Genomic DNA, 17,457 nt, shown 5'->3' on the forward strand with positions numbered 1-17,457 from the left:
CAGGGAATAGAAGTCGGTGCGGTAGTCAATACCTCGATTCATTCGTCCGGTTTGTTCCGGGGAGATGTAGGCGAGGGTTCCTTCGAGGATGTTGGGATTGCTAATTTCTTGGGTTTCTTTGGGTAGCAGGGAGGAGATGGAGAAGTCGATGAGTTTGATGTGTCGGGTTTCGGGGTGAATCAGAATGTTGGCAGGTTTGATATCTTTGTGGATTACCCGGTTTCGATCGAGTCCGTGGAGAATGTCGGCTAATTGAACGGCAATCTCCAAAAAATCGGCGAGGGCGAATTTTCCTTGTTTCCATTCTCCCAGAGAAATATACCCTTCATCGGGCATCACCAAGGCGTAGCCGTTCGTGTGGGGTTCGAGTGCTAGAGGTTGGACGATTCCGGGCAAGTGCAAATTGTTGGCAATTGTATATTGATTGCGAAACTGCACCAGCTCGTTGAAGCTGGGGTATTCGTTTCGCAAAAGCTTAATGACGACAGGTTGGCTATCTGCGGTGCGAGTACCGCGATAGACCAAGGTGCGCGTACCTTCGTAGAGTGTTTCGCTAAGGCGATAGCCGGTCAGGGTCATCATAGTCGTGTGGGGATAGATGGTCTTCTTTCACTATCGTCAAAGCGATCTCATTCACAATTGATCTAAATCACAACTGAAAGTTTATACCCGATCTAGTTTTTTTCGCTCGGCTATCGGGTATCAATTTATACGAATTGAGGAATCTTGTAGGTCTAAATACTTGCAGATCTAACCAATAGGCAGCGCGATCGAAAACTCGGTTCCAATGCCTGGTTCGGAAGTACAAGAAATTGTGCCGCCATGTTTTTCTTCCACGATCTGACGGGCGATCGCCATTCCCAAACCCGTTCCTTTCCCGACGCCTTTGGTGGTAAATCCTTGCTCGAAAATACGCTGTTTAATATCTTCGGGCATTCCGACTCCGTTATCGGAAATTCGGATGGTGACTCGATCTTCGAGAATGTCAGTTTGAATGGTAATCTGATTGGGATTTGCCGCAATCTCTTCAAAACTGCGTCCTCGATTGCCTTCATCGAGGGCATCGATGGCGTTAGCAATCAGATTCATAAACACTTGATTGAGTTGTCCGGGGAAGCATTGAACTTCTGGAATATCGCCGTATTCTTTAACAATTTCGATCGCCGGACGGTGTTCGTTGACTTTGAGACGGTGTTTGAGAATCAGCAAAGTACTGTCGATACCGTCGTGTAAATTAAACGGAACTTGGTATTCTTTATCGGTGCGGGAAAACGTCCGCAAGCTGGTGCTGATATGACCGATGCGATCGACTCCCAGTTTCATCGAATCGATCAGTTTGGGTAAATCTTCTCGCAAAAAGTCTAAGTCGATGGCTTCGATTTCTTCTTCAAGTTCTTCATCAGGATTGGGGAGTTTCTCCTGATACAGATCGATTAACCCCAACAAGTCTTGCACGTAATCCCGTGCGGGTTGGAGGTTGCCGCCAATGAATCCCACGGGATTGTTAATTTCGTGAGCCACACCCGCCACTAAGTTCCCCAATGCCGACATTTTCTCGCTTTGCACCATTTGCAGTTGCGCTTGTTTCAAATCTTCAAAAGAGCTCTGCAATTGTTGCTGCGTCTGCTGAAGCTCTTGCACGGTACCTTCAAGTGTTTTGGCATAATTTTGAGAGCGTTCGTACAAGCGGGCATTTTCGATGGAAATCGCCGCTTGGGAACAGAGCAAATTGAGCACTTCCACTCGTTCAGTTGTAAAAACTCCCGTAGTGGGGTTGTTTTCGAGATAAAGGATGCCAATAAGCTGACCTTGGCTCAGAATCGGGGTACAAAATAAGCTTTTGGGTTGCTGTCGTATCAGATAAGTATCTGATGCAAAGCGGATATCTTTTTCGACTTGGTTGAGAATGACGCTCTTTCGGGTACGTTGGACGACACGAATGATACTTGCCGGAAGAGACTCTGCCACTTCGAGGGGGGTGGTGAATAACTCGCAGGTTTCTCCGATGCACTGAGTCACCACTTCCCAAGTTCCGGCGTTATTCAAGATTAATGCACCCTTATCGGCTCCTGCGTTTTCGAGAACGATTTGCATTAGTTTGGAGAGCAATGCTTCGAGTTCGATTTCTCCAGATAGGGCTTGGGAAGCTCTGATGGCGGCGGAGATATCCAGAAGAGAGGTATTAGCACTCGTGGAAGTCCGAAGGGTTTGATGGGAGGTGAGAGTGGTTTTGGCGTTGAGAGATAGGGGAGGTGTGGGTTGTTGAAAGATGGGAGCGAGGAGTTGGGGATAGGTGGCGTTTAGATGGTCGGTTTTGGCTTTTGCGCCCCAGCGTGCGTAACCATAGTATGCTTCCACCATATAGGTTTGGGCAATTTGTTCTTTGCCCCAGTCAAGGTAGAATTTAGCGGCGAGTTCGTTGGCAAGGGCAACTTCTTGAAGATATTCGTTTATGCGCGCTCCAACAATGGCGAGATCGTATAATTCGATCGCCTCTAGTTTGTTACCCAAAACTCGAGATTTCTCGGCTTCGACAAGATCGTATTTGTGCTGAAAATTCATTGGGGCATAATTTGCCCAATTTTGCATTTTTTCTTGATTTGATTTAACTTTATCGATCGCTTTTTCTCGTCGATCGCCTGTCAAATCTTTTACATTTACCAGTGCGATGAGCGAATCGTAAAAATAGAAAAGCGGTACAACTAAATTTGCGGTCACCCCGTGCAAATACTTTTCCGTTTCAGCCGCATTCTCTACAGCTTGCTGAGTTTCCCCCAGCAAATAACCCAGAATCATTTTGTTGAAATAGACATAGTAAATTGCTGTGGCATCGTTTGCTTCGCGATGCACGGGTAACATCTCGGTATCGTTATAAATCGCTCCTCTGAGTTGGCACGACTCTGATTCTAATCCCATTAAATTTGAGATAGATTGCAGCAAGATTTGATTGAAATTCAAGACCGTTTGTTGTTTTAAACGGCTTAGATTTTGATTGTAATTCTCAATTTCTCGACTCAGATCGGGGAGGCTTTCACCGGCTAGATATGCATGATAGCTATAAATATAAGTTGCCAAAGCGGCAAACTCGAAATCGCCTGTTTCCAGCCCGATCGTATATACACTTTGTAGCGGTTGGAGGGTATCTTTGACTGCTTCTCGATAAGGTTTAGCATCTGCATTAACAACAAAAATCGTTCCGGCTTTAATTTCTTTGGCATCTAAGAGATCGAGTAATTTTAAAGCCAACTGACCGAATTTATAGCCCGTTTCGATATCCCCGACGACCCCACAAAGAATGAGAGCAAAATAAGCATATCCCAATGGCGATAGGGCTGAGTTTCCCCGATCGATGGATAATTCAACCTGTTTCATCACCACCAGCGGCAATAACATCGGCATGGCTTGATAAGCACAAGGTGCTAAGCTTTTGAGAATCCGCATCGATGCTAAGCTTGCCGGATCGGTCATGAACGGTAACTCGATGAAACTTAAAGGATTTCTGCGATCGAGTTTGGAAAAAAGATGAGAAAGGGTTGCTTCGATATCCGGCGGACTGGGTTGCTCGGGAAATTCAATTCCGAGCTTGCTTAGAACATCTCGCCCGGTTTTTATGGCTTCGGGTAACTTGTTCTGCGCCATTCCGGCTTGCATCCTGACTTCATAAACTGGAATGGCATCGAGAAGAGTACGGGCATAATTTTCGACGATATCGATAAACTTTTCCATCTCCTCGAAATCCGCACAAAGGTAGGCAGAAATAGCTGATTCTCGATAGAGTGAGAGCGTTAAAGAGTAACGTTCGTCCCAACTTGAAGCGGGGATGAAACTCCGCGCCACGGCTAGATAGTTTGCTGCGGCTTTGTAAGCCGTCGTTTCTTTTGCTTGTCGTCCTGCCATTAAATTTAATTGGACGAGGCGATCTCGATCGAAAGTTCGATCGTTCGATTCTACGCCCACATTTAACTGATTGACAATCTCAAAAATTTTCTCGTTGAGTTTTTCTTCGGGCGTATTATCGAGCAATCGCTGGCCGATTTTGAGATGAGTTGATTTTTTGCGATCGGATTGAATTAGAGAATAGGCCGCCTGTTGAACGCGATCGTGCAAAAACTGATAGGTGAGTAGCCGATCGTCAAATATCGAGGATTGGCGATCGTTACTCTGGGATTGGTAAAATTTATAAACCTCGTTCTTGGGCAATACCAATCCCTCCTGCAATGCTTGCCACAGCACGGTGGCAACATCCTCTGAAGAGCGATCGCTCACAATGGCTAATGTTTCTAGATCGAATCGGTTGCCAATACAAGCCGCTAATTTCAAAATTTCCTGAGTGGCAACGGGCAACTTTTGCAGTTGAGTCATCATAAACTCAACAACATCATCGGTTAGCGACAATTGTGTCACCCGACTCATGTCGCATTGCCAAGACCCCACTTGCCAGTCAAAGGTAATCAGTTGTTCTTCATACAAGCCTTTGAGAAACTGAACCGCAAAAAATGGATTTCCCTTCGTTTTTTGAGAGATGAGTTCCGTCAGCGGTAAAGCCAGTGACTCCGAACAAATGAGGGAATCGGCAACCAATCGATTTAAGTCTTTTGGAGATAATGGTTGGAGGCAGATCGTGTCGAGAAGACCTCCAGCTTTAATGATTTTATCCAGGGTTAACATTAACGGATGAGCGGGAAATACTTCATTATCCCGATAAGCCCCGATGGATAATAAATAGGAGGTATCCGTTGCCTCCATCAAGAGTTGCATCAAATTCAGCGAAGCGGAATCGGCCCATTGCAAGTCATCGAGGAAAATGACCAAAGGATGATCTTTGGTGGCGAAGACTCGAACGAATTTACCAAAAAGTAGATTAAAACGGTTTTGTGCTGCACTTCCCGATAATTCGAGAACGGGAGGTTGCTTGCCGATAATCCGTTCTAATTCCGGAACGACATCAACAATAACTTGTCCGTTTTCTCCCAAGGCTGCTTGAATTTTGGCTTGCCATTGTTGCAGTTGAGTCTCTGATTCGCTCAGGAGTTGCCCCATTAAGTCTCGGAAGGCTTGTACGAAGGCAGAAAAAGGAATGTTGCGATTGAATTGGTCGAATTTGCCTTTGATGAAGTATCCTCGCTGCCGGACAATGGGTTTATGGACTTCATTGACCACGGCGGTTTTGCCGATGCCAGATAATCCTGTCACCAACATCATTTCGGTGTTTCCAGCGGCAACGCGATCGAAGGCGGAGAGTAAAGTCTCAACTTCAGCTTCCCGTCCGTAAAGCTTTTCGGGAATCATGAAGCGATCGCAAATATCCCGTTCCCCCAGCTTAAAGGGTTCAATTTTGCCGGTTTCTTTCCATTGAAATAAACACTTTTCTAAATCCTGTTTCAATCCCAAGGCACTCTGATAGCGATCTTCGGCATTTTTCGCCATCAATTTCATGACGATGCTAGCTAACACCTGGGGAATTTCTTCTCTGTGCTCCAATCCCACAGGCATTTTGGCAATATGACAGTGCACCAACTCCATCGGGTCGTCACATTGGAAGGGAAGTTCGACCGTTAGGAGTTCGTAGAAGGTGACTCCCAGGGAATAGAAGTCGGTGCGGTAGTCAATGCCTCGATTCATGCGGCCGGTTTGTTCTGGAGAGATGTAGGCCAGGGTTCCTTCGAGGACGTTGGGATTGCTAATTTCTTGGGTTTCTTTGGGAAGTAACGAAGAAATGGAAAAGTCAATGAGTTTGACTTGTTTGGTTTCGGGATGGATGAGGACGTTGGCAGGTTTGATATCTTTGTGGATGACCCGGTTTTGGTAGAGTCCGTGAAGAATTTCGGCTAATTGAATCGCAATATTCAGAAAATCGGCGATCGCGAGTTGTTCTTCTTTCCACTCTCCTAGAGAAATATACCCTGTATCGGGCATCACTAAGGCGTAGCCGTTGCCGTAAGTTTCCAGCGCCAGAGGTTTGACAATTCCGGGTTCGTCGAGGTTCTTGGTAACAGTATATTGGTTGCGAAACTGTACCAACTCGCTGAAAGTTGGGTATTCGTTTCGCAAAAATTTGATGACGACAGGCTTATTTTGTGCGGTGTGAGTCGCGCGATAAACCAGAGTGCGCGTACCTTGGTAGAGGGTTTCGCCCAAGTGATAGCCAGAAAGGGTCGTCATTGTGGTATTGATGGGAATAGACTGTCTTCTTCTACTGTGGCTTTTACGATCGCACCGACAATCGACCCAAATCACAACGAACAAGCGATCTCGATCGCAAAAGCTCGTCATCAAATCGCGATGGGAATTTAGCCCACCGGAAGGGCGATCGCAAACTGAGTTCCAATGCCGGGTTCGGAGGTACACGATATCGTACCGCCGTGCTTCTCTTCTACAATTTGACGGGCGATCGCCATTCCTAACCCCGTTCCTTTACCCACTGCTTTGGTGGTAAACCCTTGCTCGAATATCCGTTGTCGCACTTCTCCTGACATCCCCACGCCGTTATCTGAAATCTCGATCGTGATTTCTTCGGATGTGGCTTCGGTGGCGATGGTAATCCGGTTGGGATTTGCCGCAATCTCTTCAAAACGGCGATCGCCATTCCCGTCTTCTAATGCATCAATGGCATTGGCAATCAAGTTCATAAACACCTGATTGAGTTGTCCGGGGAAACATTGCACCTCTGGGATATTGCCGTATTCTTTGACAATTTCGATTTTCGGACGCTGTTCGTTGGCTTTGAGGCGATGTTTGAGAATCAAAAGGGTGCTATCAATGCCATCGTGTAAGTTAAAAGACACCTTATATTCTTTGTCCGTGCGCGAAAATGTCCGCAAACTGGTACTGATATGACCGATGCGCTCGACACCGAGTTTCATCGAACCCATCAGTTTGGGTAAATCTTCTCGCACAAAGTCTAAGTCGATGGCTTTAATTTCTTCTTCAATGGCAATGCTTGGAGTTGGATTTTCTTGCTGATATACGTCGATTAACCCTAACAAGTCTTGCACGTAATCCTGTGCCGGTTCGAGGTTACAGCCAATGAACCCCACGGGATTATTAATTTCGTGAGCCACACCGGCGACTAAGTTCCCTAATGCCGACATTTTCTCGCTTTGCACGATTTTTAATTGTGTACTTTCCAAATCCGACAGCGCATGTTGACGCTCTTTTAAGGCAACTTCTAATTCATAAGTACGCTTCTCAACTCGCTCTTCTAGATTTTTCTTGGCATCCTTAATTTTGTCAAACTGTCGATCGAGTGTCGTGGTCATCTCCAGGAAGTTGGCAACTAGTATCCTTACCTCTTCTAGATGGCTCTTTGGCCATTCAAGACTTCTTTTATTTAAAATTTTACTAGGCAAGCTTGTTGTCATTTTAGATAATTCCAAGATGGGTTTTACCATTTTCTTGCTGATGACCTGTGCCAAAAAAACAGCGAAAAACATTAAACCCAAGATAAATGACATACCCCATAAGTAAATAGCTTGCAGTCGATCGATATAGGGTGCTGCTGAAACCTCCAAAACTAATTGAAAAGGAAAATTAGCTAAGGATGTTTTTTGAATGTAGAACGATTTTCTCCATAACTTCATTAAAGGAAGGTTCGCATTTGGAAGCCAGTGATAAACCTGAGAGTCTGTAAGACGGTGGGAATTATGCTCGAGGCGATCGAATGAAGCACCGATCTCCAAATCAGATCCTAGACTTGTTAACACTTTCTGTTGCTCGTCAATGAGAATTACTTCAATATCTCGGTTTTGGATATACTTCATCAAAGAAGCCTGAATTGAAGTAAGAGAATGTTTTACAGTTAATGTACCTTGGGGCAGTTGTTGATTGGTGAGTGGAACTTGATGTACTAATTCAAATATTGTATTTTCAAATTTATTTTCTCCTAAACGTTTTACCTCATCTAATTTCACCAAGCCTGGTGTATTAATAGCGGTTTCTTGGCTAATTTCAAACTCTAAAACGTCAGAAATAGAAGCTTTAACTAAACGAAGGAGATCGGATTCAGTTAAAATACGACCTGACTCAAATGATAGATCGGCTAAATCACTTAAAACTAAGTTTGTATTGCTATTCCAGCTTTGTAATTCTTCTGTTATCTGCGCTGATATTAACTCTAGTTTATCGGGAATTTTTGTTTGAATATCTTTCATCGCTTGACGGCTATCAACAATAAGCGATATTTGTAATGGCAGAAACATACAACAGACTAACAAGCTTAGTAATTGATACTGAAAGCGAGTCGTTTGCAAATTTGATTTGGGATTTGCCCAGAAAGCTAAGGGCGTATACTCTAATAAAATACTGGCTGTTAGGGCATTAAACATGCCATTAATCGCTTGTTTAACCATAATTAGAAAAACAGATTCGAGAGGAATTTGCATAACCCCTCCATAAAATATAAAAACTAAAGGCATACCCAAGAAAATCCAATAGACGCTATCAAGAATAAGCAAAGACTTGCCATTTTTCTTTAATTTTAGTCCAACAAACAAAGCTTCTAGAGTAAAAATGACAATAGCGTAGGGATGGCCCCAAATAAAAAATGTGTATAGACTCGCAGCGAATGTTGCAATAACGCCCCAGCTCACTCCATAAACTTGAGCTATAAATAGTGTAAAAACACTTCCAAATAAAAAATCAACCCCAAAAAACAAGGGTAGTTTGAAGATGTTACCCAGACATCCCAAACAAATGAAGATCGCTAACATCCATGGAAATTTCGACTTCCATGACAAAGCCTTACTAACATGAGCCAATCTTGTGAAAGTCGAGTTCAAAGTGTTCATCTAAACAATGTGAGTCGATACAAAATTTGAAAGTTCGCGGTCTGACAGAAATCAATCGGCTTTAAATCGGAAGAACGATCTGACCTTTCGTTTTTTCTGCCCGGCCGATCGCAAAAACAGTTTCTTCTTGTTCTTTCTCGATGGGAAAAATTTTGCACGATCGAGTTAATCAGTATTGAAATGAGTCACCTGTTTTTACCCACCCCGAATCAAATAATCAGCAGTCGATTGAAGGCGATCGGGCAAGAACCCATCCACCGCAACATCGTCTACCTCTTTCTCTTCAGCTTATCCTTGATGTAAGTATCTTGGTAAGGAATGGAACCGCAGCAAGCACGGGAAAGATTTCCTTCGATCGAAACTTCCGATCGAATCTAACGGCGAACGGTTTCTACATCTATCCAAAAGTATTGCCCCACTCCCTAAATCTCAAGCCAAGCACTCGAAGCGGGATATGTCACAATCAAGAGAAGATCGGTCTCTTTGACGGCAAACGATCCTCCGATCGAGCAAACCCCAAACCCCTGCCGACAAGAGAAATGCGATCGATTGCCCCTTCACGCACACAGCAATGGTATCTAGCTCTTCAACCTTTAGCGATCTCGGCGATAATTGGGCGAAGCCATTTATCGAACGCTTAGCGCAATTGGGTATTATCAGCGGCTTTCCAGACGGTCGTTTTCGCCCGGAACAGTCGATGACTCGCGCTCAATTTGCGGCAGTTCTCACCAAAGCCTTCGATTTGCCTCGAACTCGCTATGCAGTCAATTTTAGCGATGTCCCCGCGACTCACTGGGCAACGGCGGCTATCCGCAAGGCTTACGAGATGGGGTTTCTTTCCGGCTATCCGGGAAACCGCTTCGCCCCAGATCAAAAAATTCCCAAAGTGCAAATTCTCGTGTCTCTAGTCACGGGATTGGGGATTCGCGGCGATACGCCGGCGTTGAGTCGATATTACGCAGATTCAAAGCAGATTCCCGGCTACGCCACCAGTCGAATTGCGATCGCTACCAACAATCGAATAGTGGTCAATCATCCCGATGTGGAGATTTTCCGACCCAACGACCCCGCCACCCGCGCCGAAGTCTCGGCGTTAGTCTACCAAGCACTTGTCTATCTCGGACGTGCCGATGCGATCTCTTCTCCTTATATTGTCACCAGTCCGCGATCGCCCGGAACTATCCCACTTTTACCGCAAGTCTCTGTGAGCCACCGACGGGAACTTCGGGGAGTTTGGATTGCATCAGTCTGGAATATCAACTGGCCCTCCCGCCGGGATTTAACCACCTATCGGCAAAAGCTGCAACTGACTGAGATTCTCGACGTGATGCAGGAGTTGAATCTCAATGCTTTATTTTTCCAAATTCGTCCGGAAGGAGACGCGCTATACGAGTCGGAACTCGAACCCTGGAGTGCTTGGCTGACGGGAACCCAAGGCAAACCCCCCGATCCCTATTACGATCCGTTGGCATTTGTTATCGAAGAGTGCCACAAACGTAATATCGAACTCCACGCCTGGCTCAACCCCTATCGCGCCAGGACTTCGGCAGCGGTTTCTACGCCGGTTCCCCCTCACATGGAGGCCGTTTACCCGCAATACGTGGTCACCTACGGCAACTTACTGTGGATGGACCCCGGCGACAAGCCGGTACAAGAGCGTACCTATAACGTGATTATGGATGTGATGCGCCGCTACGACGTGGATGGCATTCACCTCGATGACTATTTCTATCCCTATCCAATTCCCGGCAAGCCGTTTCCCGATTACTATCCCTATTCCGAGTATCTCGATGCGGGGGGAACCCTGTCTCTGAATGACTGGCGGCGAGATAACGTCAACCAGATGGTCAAGCGCCTCTATACGGGGATTAAGGCAGAAAAACCCTACGTCAAGTTCGGTATCAGTCCCTTCGGTATCTATCGTCCCGGACAACCGCCGGGAATTTTCGGTCTCGACCAGTACAACCAGCTTTTTGCCGACCCCCTCAAATGGATGCGGGAAGGATGGGTGGATTATCTGGCCCCCCAACTCTACTGGCGCATCGACCAAACGGAGCAAAGCTACCCGAAACTACTCGAATGGTGGGTGGAGAATCGCAATAACCCGAAAGGTCGGCATATCTATACAGGAAATAATTTGGTGAAGTTGGGCGAGTCGGGATGGACGATTGCCGAGTTCGAGGAGCAAATTGCCATGAGTCGCGATTTAGCTTCTCGCAAGTCTCTGGGGAATATTTTCTATCACGTGAATCCGCTGCTGGAAAATCGATCGGGGATTAACGATCGCTTCAAACGCGATATCTATACCGACCCGGCACTGGTTCCCACGGTTCCCTGGATCGATTCGGTTCCTCCCCCACCACCGACGAACGTGCGCACAAGCAACCGCCAACTCAGTTGGAGCGTGCCGTCGCGGGACGTGCGGTCTTGGACGCTGTATCAGAAGCTGGGAGATACTTGGAAGTTGGTGAATATTTTACCCGAGGCAACCCGACAACTCACCCTGCCGTCGGGAACTTATGCCCTTTGTTCGGTCGATCGATTGGCGAATGAAAGTAAGGGTATTCAGGTGACGGTGTAAGGATTTCCAAATTCCACACGTCCGAATTTTTTCTCCTAACGCTTTGGGATAACTTTATCCCAGCTCAATATTTTTCGGGTTTCCTTTACTCGATCTTTATATGGATATCCGCCAATTGGCGGATACCAAGTTTTGTGGGATGCGTTCTAATAAAATATGAGGCATACCTAAATACATCAATCAATTGCCTCGATCGAGATTCGAGTTGCGTTCACCGAACGCAATCGGTCTTGCTGTTGTTGCCATCTGTTTGTTAGGGGTCAGTAAAAACGGGTGGCATTTTTCAGGAATTCGAGACTTTCTTCGAGCGACAACAGAAAAACTTTAGATCGTAACTCGATCTGGGGTCCAATAGCTGAAATAGAGACATGATGCGGGCGTAACAAGAATACGAAAGTATTGAGCTATTTGGAACTCTAACTTTAAGGGGATAACTCATCAATTGCGATCGCATTTATTCGATCGTACCTTTTCAAAAATCGGTTCTTTGAGTAGAAACCGATGGAGCTTACAATCTAGCGTTCGATCGAATCTTATTCTCTTTTGAGAAGAGATATAAATTTGCTGTGAGTCGAAAATCAATAATTAGATTTTTACGACTTTTTAAGCTTCGATCGATTCAATATAGGTTGAGACTTAATATCAGTCTTTAGACTTTGCTTGTCGATATTTATCTAAATATCGACAATTTGTTATGCCCAAAAAGACAAAATAAACTTTATTTTTTTTGAGAAACTTAATTTCAAAAAAAACGACAACTGTATTAGCGAATAAGTGCATAATCTCAAAAAGATCGACCTAGAACATCTTGAAGTTTGTCAAGCATCAACTTCGTTAAGCCAGTCAGTATTGCATTTGCCACCTCGATCGATGAATTCGATCGAGTCCAGCCAACCGAAAATTACACGACAACAATAAGGAGCAAATATCATGGCAAATCTTACCATTTGGGATTTTGAAAGTGGCAATATAATCCCCATTTTTGATGTGAACGGTGGAGCCATTGCCAATACAGGTTTGGGAATTAATAATGTTGCTTTTCCCAGCGATAATGGAGGACAAGTTTGGCGGGCAAAAGCTTGGTCTACGGGAGCCTTCGATGCCAACGATTACTTCGAATTTAAAGCAGATTTAACCGGTCATCAAAATATTACCTTCGATTTTGAGGAACGACAGCAGAATGCCGATGGAATTACCTTTGAATTGCAATACAGTGTCGGTGGGGGTGCGTTTACACCTGTGGGTGCAGCGATAACACCGACAGCAGATGGTCAATGGCACGCCCACAATTTTACCTTTGGCGCTGCGTTGGATAATCAAGCTAACGTTGCATTCCGCCTTTTTGGTTACAACTTTGGGACGGGAAACTGGAAAGTTGATAACGTCACGATCGCCGGAAACCTACTGACAAGTTCCATGGCGATCGCTCCAACAGCGGCTGGGGGGCCCGAAGGCAACGCCGGAAACACCCCCTACACCTTCACCATCGCCCGCACCGATACCACTACCGCCAGTTCCGTCGATTGGACGGTGGCTGGAACGGGAGCCAATCCGGTCGATGCCGCAGATTTCGGCGGTGCTTTGCCCTTCGGAACCGTCAACTTTGCCATCGGACAAGCCAGCCAAGTGGTGACGGTGAATGCTTCTGGCGATGCCACCATCGAACCGAACGAAGACTTCAACGTCACCCTCTCTGCCCCTGCAAATGGCGAGAATTTGGCCGCAGCCGTTGCCATGGGAACCATTCAAAATGACGATACGACACCGGGCGGGGGAACCACTCCCACCATCGCCCTTTCTTCTGCCAGTGCCACCCAAATGGAAGGCGATACGGGAACCACGCCCTACTCTTTCACCATTACTCGCAGTGGCAGCACCACCGGAACCACCAACGTAGATTGGACGGTTGCCGGCAGTGGAACCAATCCGGCTGATGCCGCAGATTTTGGTGGCACGCTACCGGGTGGAACGGTGAGTTTTGCGCCGGGAGAAACCAACAAGGTCATTACTTTCAACGTCAGCAGCGATACCACCGTCGAAGCCGATGAAGACTTTACCGTCACCCTATCCGATTCGAGCTTGGGAACGGTCTACACTTCCGGAACTGGTACGATTCAAAATGATGACAGCACCTCTGGTGGTGGTTCGGGTACGCCGACCCATAGCTGTCCGACATTTGGAGTCTTTCCGGGCCCTGCAACTACCATCGAAACTCTGTTTGGCGACAATACCAACAATACGATCGTCAGTAGCGCAAATGCCAGTACAGCACTAGGTCTTAATGGCAATGATACGCTCTTTGGCTTAGGCGGAACCGATAACTTATTTGGCAATCGGGGACAAGATATTCTCTACGGCAATATCAATGACGATTACCTTGATGGCGGTCAAGATGAAGACTGGGTGTTAGGCGGAAAAGGAAACGATGTTATACGAGGTGGTTTCGATGACGATACCCTTGCCGGTCAAATCGGAAACGATCGCATCGAAGGCAATGAAGGTAACGACGTTATTTTTGGAAACGTTGGATTCGATTCTATTCACGGCAATACCGGCAACGACTCGATCTATGCCGGTCAAGATGATGACGTTGCTAAGGGTAATGCCGGACGAGATACGCTTATTGGCGATCTGGGTAATGATTGCTTAGATGGCGGTGCAGACGCCGATCTTTTGTTTGGGAATAATGGTAACGATTGTCTACTTGGAGATAGTGGTAACGATTTACTCTATGGTGGTCGCGATGACGACAGTTTAACGGGTGGATTGGGCAACGATATTCTCAAGGGAGACATTGGTAACGATCTTCTCACGGGAAGTACCGGAGGCGATCGCTTTGACTTCCGTACCGGTGATGGCAACGACATCATCACCGATTTCCAAGATGGTGCGGACATCATTGGTTTGAGTGGTGGGTTAACTTTCGCAGCTGTGAGCATCACTCAGGTCGGTGTGGATACCCAGCTTAGCGCTAGCGGACTGTCTGTGACGCTGCAAGGTATCAATGCTAGCACCATTAGCAGTGCGGATTTTGCCCTAGTCTAAATCAACTCCATCTCAACTCCGCTCCTAAATGGCACGGAGTTGAGATAACCGACTTCCTTCTAGTAGCCCACCACATTGGCACGGGATTACCCCGAAAAATAACCCGTTATCATTTCTGCGGTTGAGTACTAGTTACGACATTTGGCGGATGATTTTTGATGGGTATGTATAGTTTGATAAAGACTTAGGTAGAAGTACCGACTAATTTTTTGCGCACCCCACTCTGCTGCTTGAAGTGGGGATTTTCTTTTGGAAAAATCGCTTCTCTAATTTTCTCCCCTCGATCGCCTCAAGTGGAATCCGATCGGGAAATTTTTTAGTCGCTTAGCCAGCTTCATAAGCGAATGCACATTTAAATTGTGTATTCTAAAAACAAGATCGAAACGCTCGATTTTTCTGTGCACCAAACAAAACTAATAAATTAGATGTGTAGTAACTTATTGCCTGTTGAATTTTGGCAGGGGGTTGAAGAGTTCAACCAACGTCAGTTTTATGCTTGCCACGATACCCTCGAAGCGATCTGGCTCGAATCGGGCGATCCTCAAAAAACGTTTTATCAAGGCATTTTACAAATCGCCGTGGCGTGTTACCACTTGAGCAATCACAATTGGAAGGGAGCGCTGATGCTATTGGGTGAGGGAATTCATCGGCTGAGAAAGTACGAGCCAGACTATGGAGGAATTAATATCGAAAACTTGGTCGATTGTAGTGTGGAAATGCTCAATATTTTGCAACAAGCTGGAGAAGATAACGTTGTGAATTTAGCCAGTCAATTTGGTTTAGAAGATGGAAGGTGGATCGAAGATCGAAGTTCTCTGAGCTTGCCGAAAATCGAGAAAATATTGTAAATGTCTAGCTCGGGCTTAGCTGAATTTCTCCCACCCATCGCCCTTTTTTAATTTCATCGATAGCTGCACGAGATTAAAAGTTTTCCTTTCGATGAGTGGAATTCGAGGATTCTCTAAAGGTTCGTGAATTCTCAGCAAAGATAAGTAGCAAAACAGCTCTGGATAAAACGAAATAATTTTAAAATAATCTCGTCGGTAATTGCAGGTCGAAAATTTTTTAGACCAAAAACTTCGATCGTTCAAAGTATAAAATAAATAAGATTTGTATGAAATTCAAAATGAATCTCTGATTCCAACAAGCGTAAAATTTATTTGATACGATAGAATACATATCCTTTAAACTGTTATCCGTACTGTTTGGCAACCCATTATGATTTCCCCAGATCGATTTTCTAACTGGCTGGCATGGCGTTTTGGATCGATCGCCCTTTTGCCCGTGGCTTTCGTGGTGGCACTAACCGCTCCCACTCAATCTCAAGTGAGTTCGGGAACGGCTCTAGAAGTGATTGCCGATATTCAAGAAGCCGACGCAAGGACGGGAATTGTCACGGCGCGCGGAAACGTACAAATCAACTATCCCGCACGAGACCTACAAGCGACATCGGATCAAGCTCAGTATTTCAGCAACGAGCGTCGCCTCGTGCTCACGGGAAATGTCTACATTTTACAAGAAGGAAACAGCATTCGCGGCGAAACCATCGTCTACCAGATCGATCGAGGACTGTTTGTGGCGCAACCGAAGCCCAATCGCCAAGTCGAGTCGATTTACTTAATTCCCGAAGGAACCGAAGCGCCCAAGCCCACACCGCCAGCACTTCCCCCCGTTCAACCATAAGATTGCCCTAATTTTGGCATCGATCGTACGGTAAGGGATGTGCCCGAATATGACAGACCTATCGTAGGGGAAGTGCGGCAGTATCGCCTGTCGGTACGACCGCGCGCTCGACCCCATAGTATTCACCCCATAGTATTTACGGGGTATTTTATTGAATAGCAAAGCCCTAACTTGCGGTTTGCCGTGGGTGTATTTGGAGTCGGCGGTGAGAATTTCCCTGGAAAACGTCCACAAATCTTATAACAAGCGAACGGTGGTTAACCGGGTCAACGTCTCGGTTTCTCAAGGAGAAATCGTGGGGTTGCTCGGTCCGAACGGTGCGGGGAAAACGACAACTTTTGGCATTGTAACGGGTTTGGTGAAACCCGATCGCGGTCGAGTTTGGCTCAACGAGCGAGAAATTACCCATTTGCCGATGCACAAGCGATCGCATATGGGGATTGGCTATCTGGCTCAAGATCCGAGCATATTTCGCAACCTCAGCATTCGAGATAACCTGTTGCTGGTTCTCGAACAAACCCGAGTTCCCTATCGCCAAAGAGCGCAACGCCTCCAGGATTTATTAGGAGAGTTTCACTTAGAAAAAGTGGCTTCAACCTTGGGAACTCAAGTTTCGGGGGGAGAACGACGGCGCGCGGAGTTGGCGCGTTCTTTGGTGGTGGGATGCGGAGAACCACTGTTCTTGCTGCTAGACGAACCTTTTTCTGGCATCGATCCGATTGTGGTTGCGGAAATTCAGCAGTTCGTCGCCAAGTTGCGCGATCGGGGAATGGGGATTTTGATTACCGATCATAACGTGCGCGAAACCCTAGAAATTACCGATCGCGCCTACATCATGAGAGAAGGGGAAATTTTAGCCTCGGGAAGTCCGGAAGAACTGTATGACAATCCCTTAGTTCGGCAATATTACCTCGGTCAGAAATTTCAGCGGTAATTGGATTCGAAACGTTTGAGCGAACCCAAAATCGGGGCAATCCGATCCGAGCTATTTTCGGGAATGGTTCATCGACTCTCAACTCACTGTATTACTTGTGAAAAACAGCATTCCCACTCATAGCTTGGAGCTGCGCGCCATGATAAAATCGGGCGTCGGCTCCACAGCTACCTTGTTTGTTGTCTAGGCGAGAAGTCACCCTATGATCCGCGAAATCTTTATGCCAGCCTTGAGTTCCACCATGACTGAGGGGAAAATCACCTCTTGGACGAAATCTCCCGGAGACAAGGTGGATAAAGGGGAAACGGTCGTCGTTGTCGAATCCGATAAAGCCGACATGGATGTAGAGTCCTTTTACGAAGGCTACCTGGCAACGATCGTCGTGGCAGAAGGTGATGTGGCTCCCGTCGGCGGCACGATCGCCCTAC

At 46.3% G+C, this 17,457-nt stretch carries 9 protein-coding genes and 1 pseudogene; 7 read left to right on the forward strand and 3 right to left on the reverse strand.

Going from position 1 to position 17,457, the window contains the following annotated elements; translation table 11 throughout:
- The 3 genes and pseudogenes from IQ235_RS03150 to IQ235_RS03160 form a co-directional block, all read right to left on the reverse strand.
- Positions 1-582 (reverse strand): serine/threonine protein kinase (locus IQ235_RS03150; RefSeq protein WP_405196633.1); only part of this gene is annotated, 582 nt, incomplete at its 3' end.
- Positions 583-750: 168 nt separating this feature from the next.
- Positions 751-6,162, reverse strand: coding sequence for a trifunctional serine/threonine-protein kinase/ATP-binding protein/sensor histidine kinase (locus IQ235_RS03155; protein ID WP_264320046.1), 5,412 nt, complete (start codon positions 6,160-6,162; stop codon positions 751-753).
- Positions 6,163-6,290: 128 nt separating this feature from the next.
- Positions 6,291-7,157: pseudogene (locus tag IQ235_RS03160) on the reverse strand (sensor histidine kinase); the annotation flags it as partial.
- A 1,809-nt stretch (positions 7,158-8,966) separates the two neighbouring features.
- On the opposite strand from IQ235_RS03160, the gene IQ235_RS03165 reads away from it, so the two are divergent.
- The 7 genes from IQ235_RS03165 to IQ235_RS03195 form a co-directional block, all read left to right on the forward strand.
- The gene (locus tag IQ235_RS03165; protein WP_264320047.1) at positions 8,967-9,089 is read left to right on the forward strand and encodes a hypothetical protein; all 123 of its coding nucleotides are present in this window, start codon (positions 8,967-8,969) and stop codon (positions 9,087-9,089) included.
- Positions 9,090-9,357: 268 nt separating this feature from the next.
- Positions 9,358-11,367, forward strand: a complete 2,010-nt coding sequence (locus IQ235_RS03170) for a glycoside hydrolase family 10-like protein (RefSeq protein ID WP_264320048.1) — start codon at positions 9,358-9,360, stop codon at positions 11,365-11,367.
- Positions 11,368-12,297: 930 nt separating this feature from the next.
- Positions 12,298-14,412 carry a Calx-beta domain-containing protein gene (locus tag IQ235_RS03175; protein WP_264320049.1) on the forward strand — a complete coding sequence of 705 codons (2,115 nt, stop codon included), beginning with the start codon at positions 12,298-12,300 and terminating at the stop codon, positions 14,410-14,412.
- Between the two features lie 425 nt (positions 14,413-14,837).
- A complete protein-coding gene (locus IQ235_RS03180) occupies positions 14,838-15,260 on the forward strand; it encodes a DUF309 domain-containing protein (protein ID WP_264320050.1) in 423 nt (140 codons plus the stop codon).
- Between the two features lie 370 nt (positions 15,261-15,630).
- The gene (locus IQ235_RS03185; protein WP_264320051.1) at positions 15,631-16,095 is read left to right on the forward strand and encodes an LptA/OstA family protein; all 465 of its coding nucleotides are present in this window, start codon (positions 15,631-15,633) and stop codon (positions 16,093-16,095) included.
- Between the two features lie 205 nt (positions 16,096-16,300).
- Positions 16,301-17,029: an LPS export ABC transporter ATP-binding protein gene (gene lptB / locus IQ235_RS03190; RefSeq protein ID WP_264320053.1), complete on the forward strand. Its 729-nt coding sequence runs from the start codon at positions 16,301-16,303 to the stop codon at positions 17,027-17,029.
- 202 nt (positions 17,030-17,231) lie between these two features.
- On the forward strand, positions 17,232-17,457 hold a 226-nt coding region (locus tag IQ235_RS03195; RefSeq protein ID WP_319592540.1), incomplete at its 3' end, for a biotin/lipoyl-containing protein.

Source organism: Zarconia navalis LEGE 11467 (assembly GCF_015207075.1).
Lineage (GTDB): Bacteria > Cyanobacteriota > Cyanobacteriia > Cyanobacteriales > Geitlerinemataceae > Zarconia > Zarconia navalis.

Coding starts and splice junctions, on each gene's coding strand:
- IQ235_RS03155 (WP_264320046.1), bottom strand. CDS start 6,162: ATGACGACCCTTTCTGGCTATCACTTGGGCGAAACCCTCTACCAAGGT.
- IQ235_RS03165 (WP_264320047.1), top strand. CDS start 8,967: ATGAGTCACCTGTTTTTACCCACCCCGAATCAAATAATCAGCAGTCGA.
- IQ235_RS03170 (WP_264320048.1), top strand. CDS start 9,358: ATGGTATCTAGCTCTTCAACCTTTAGCGATCTCGGCGATAATTGGGCG.
- IQ235_RS03175 (WP_264320049.1), top strand. CDS start 12,298: ATGGCAAATCTTACCATTTGGGATTTTGAAAGTGGCAATATAATCCCC.
- IQ235_RS03180 (WP_264320050.1), top strand. CDS start 14,838: ATGTGTAGTAACTTATTGCCTGTTGAATTTTGGCAGGGGGTTGAAGAG.
- IQ235_RS03185 (WP_264320051.1), top strand. CDS start 15,631: ATGATTTCCCCAGATCGATTTTCTAACTGGCTGGCATGGCGTTTTGGA.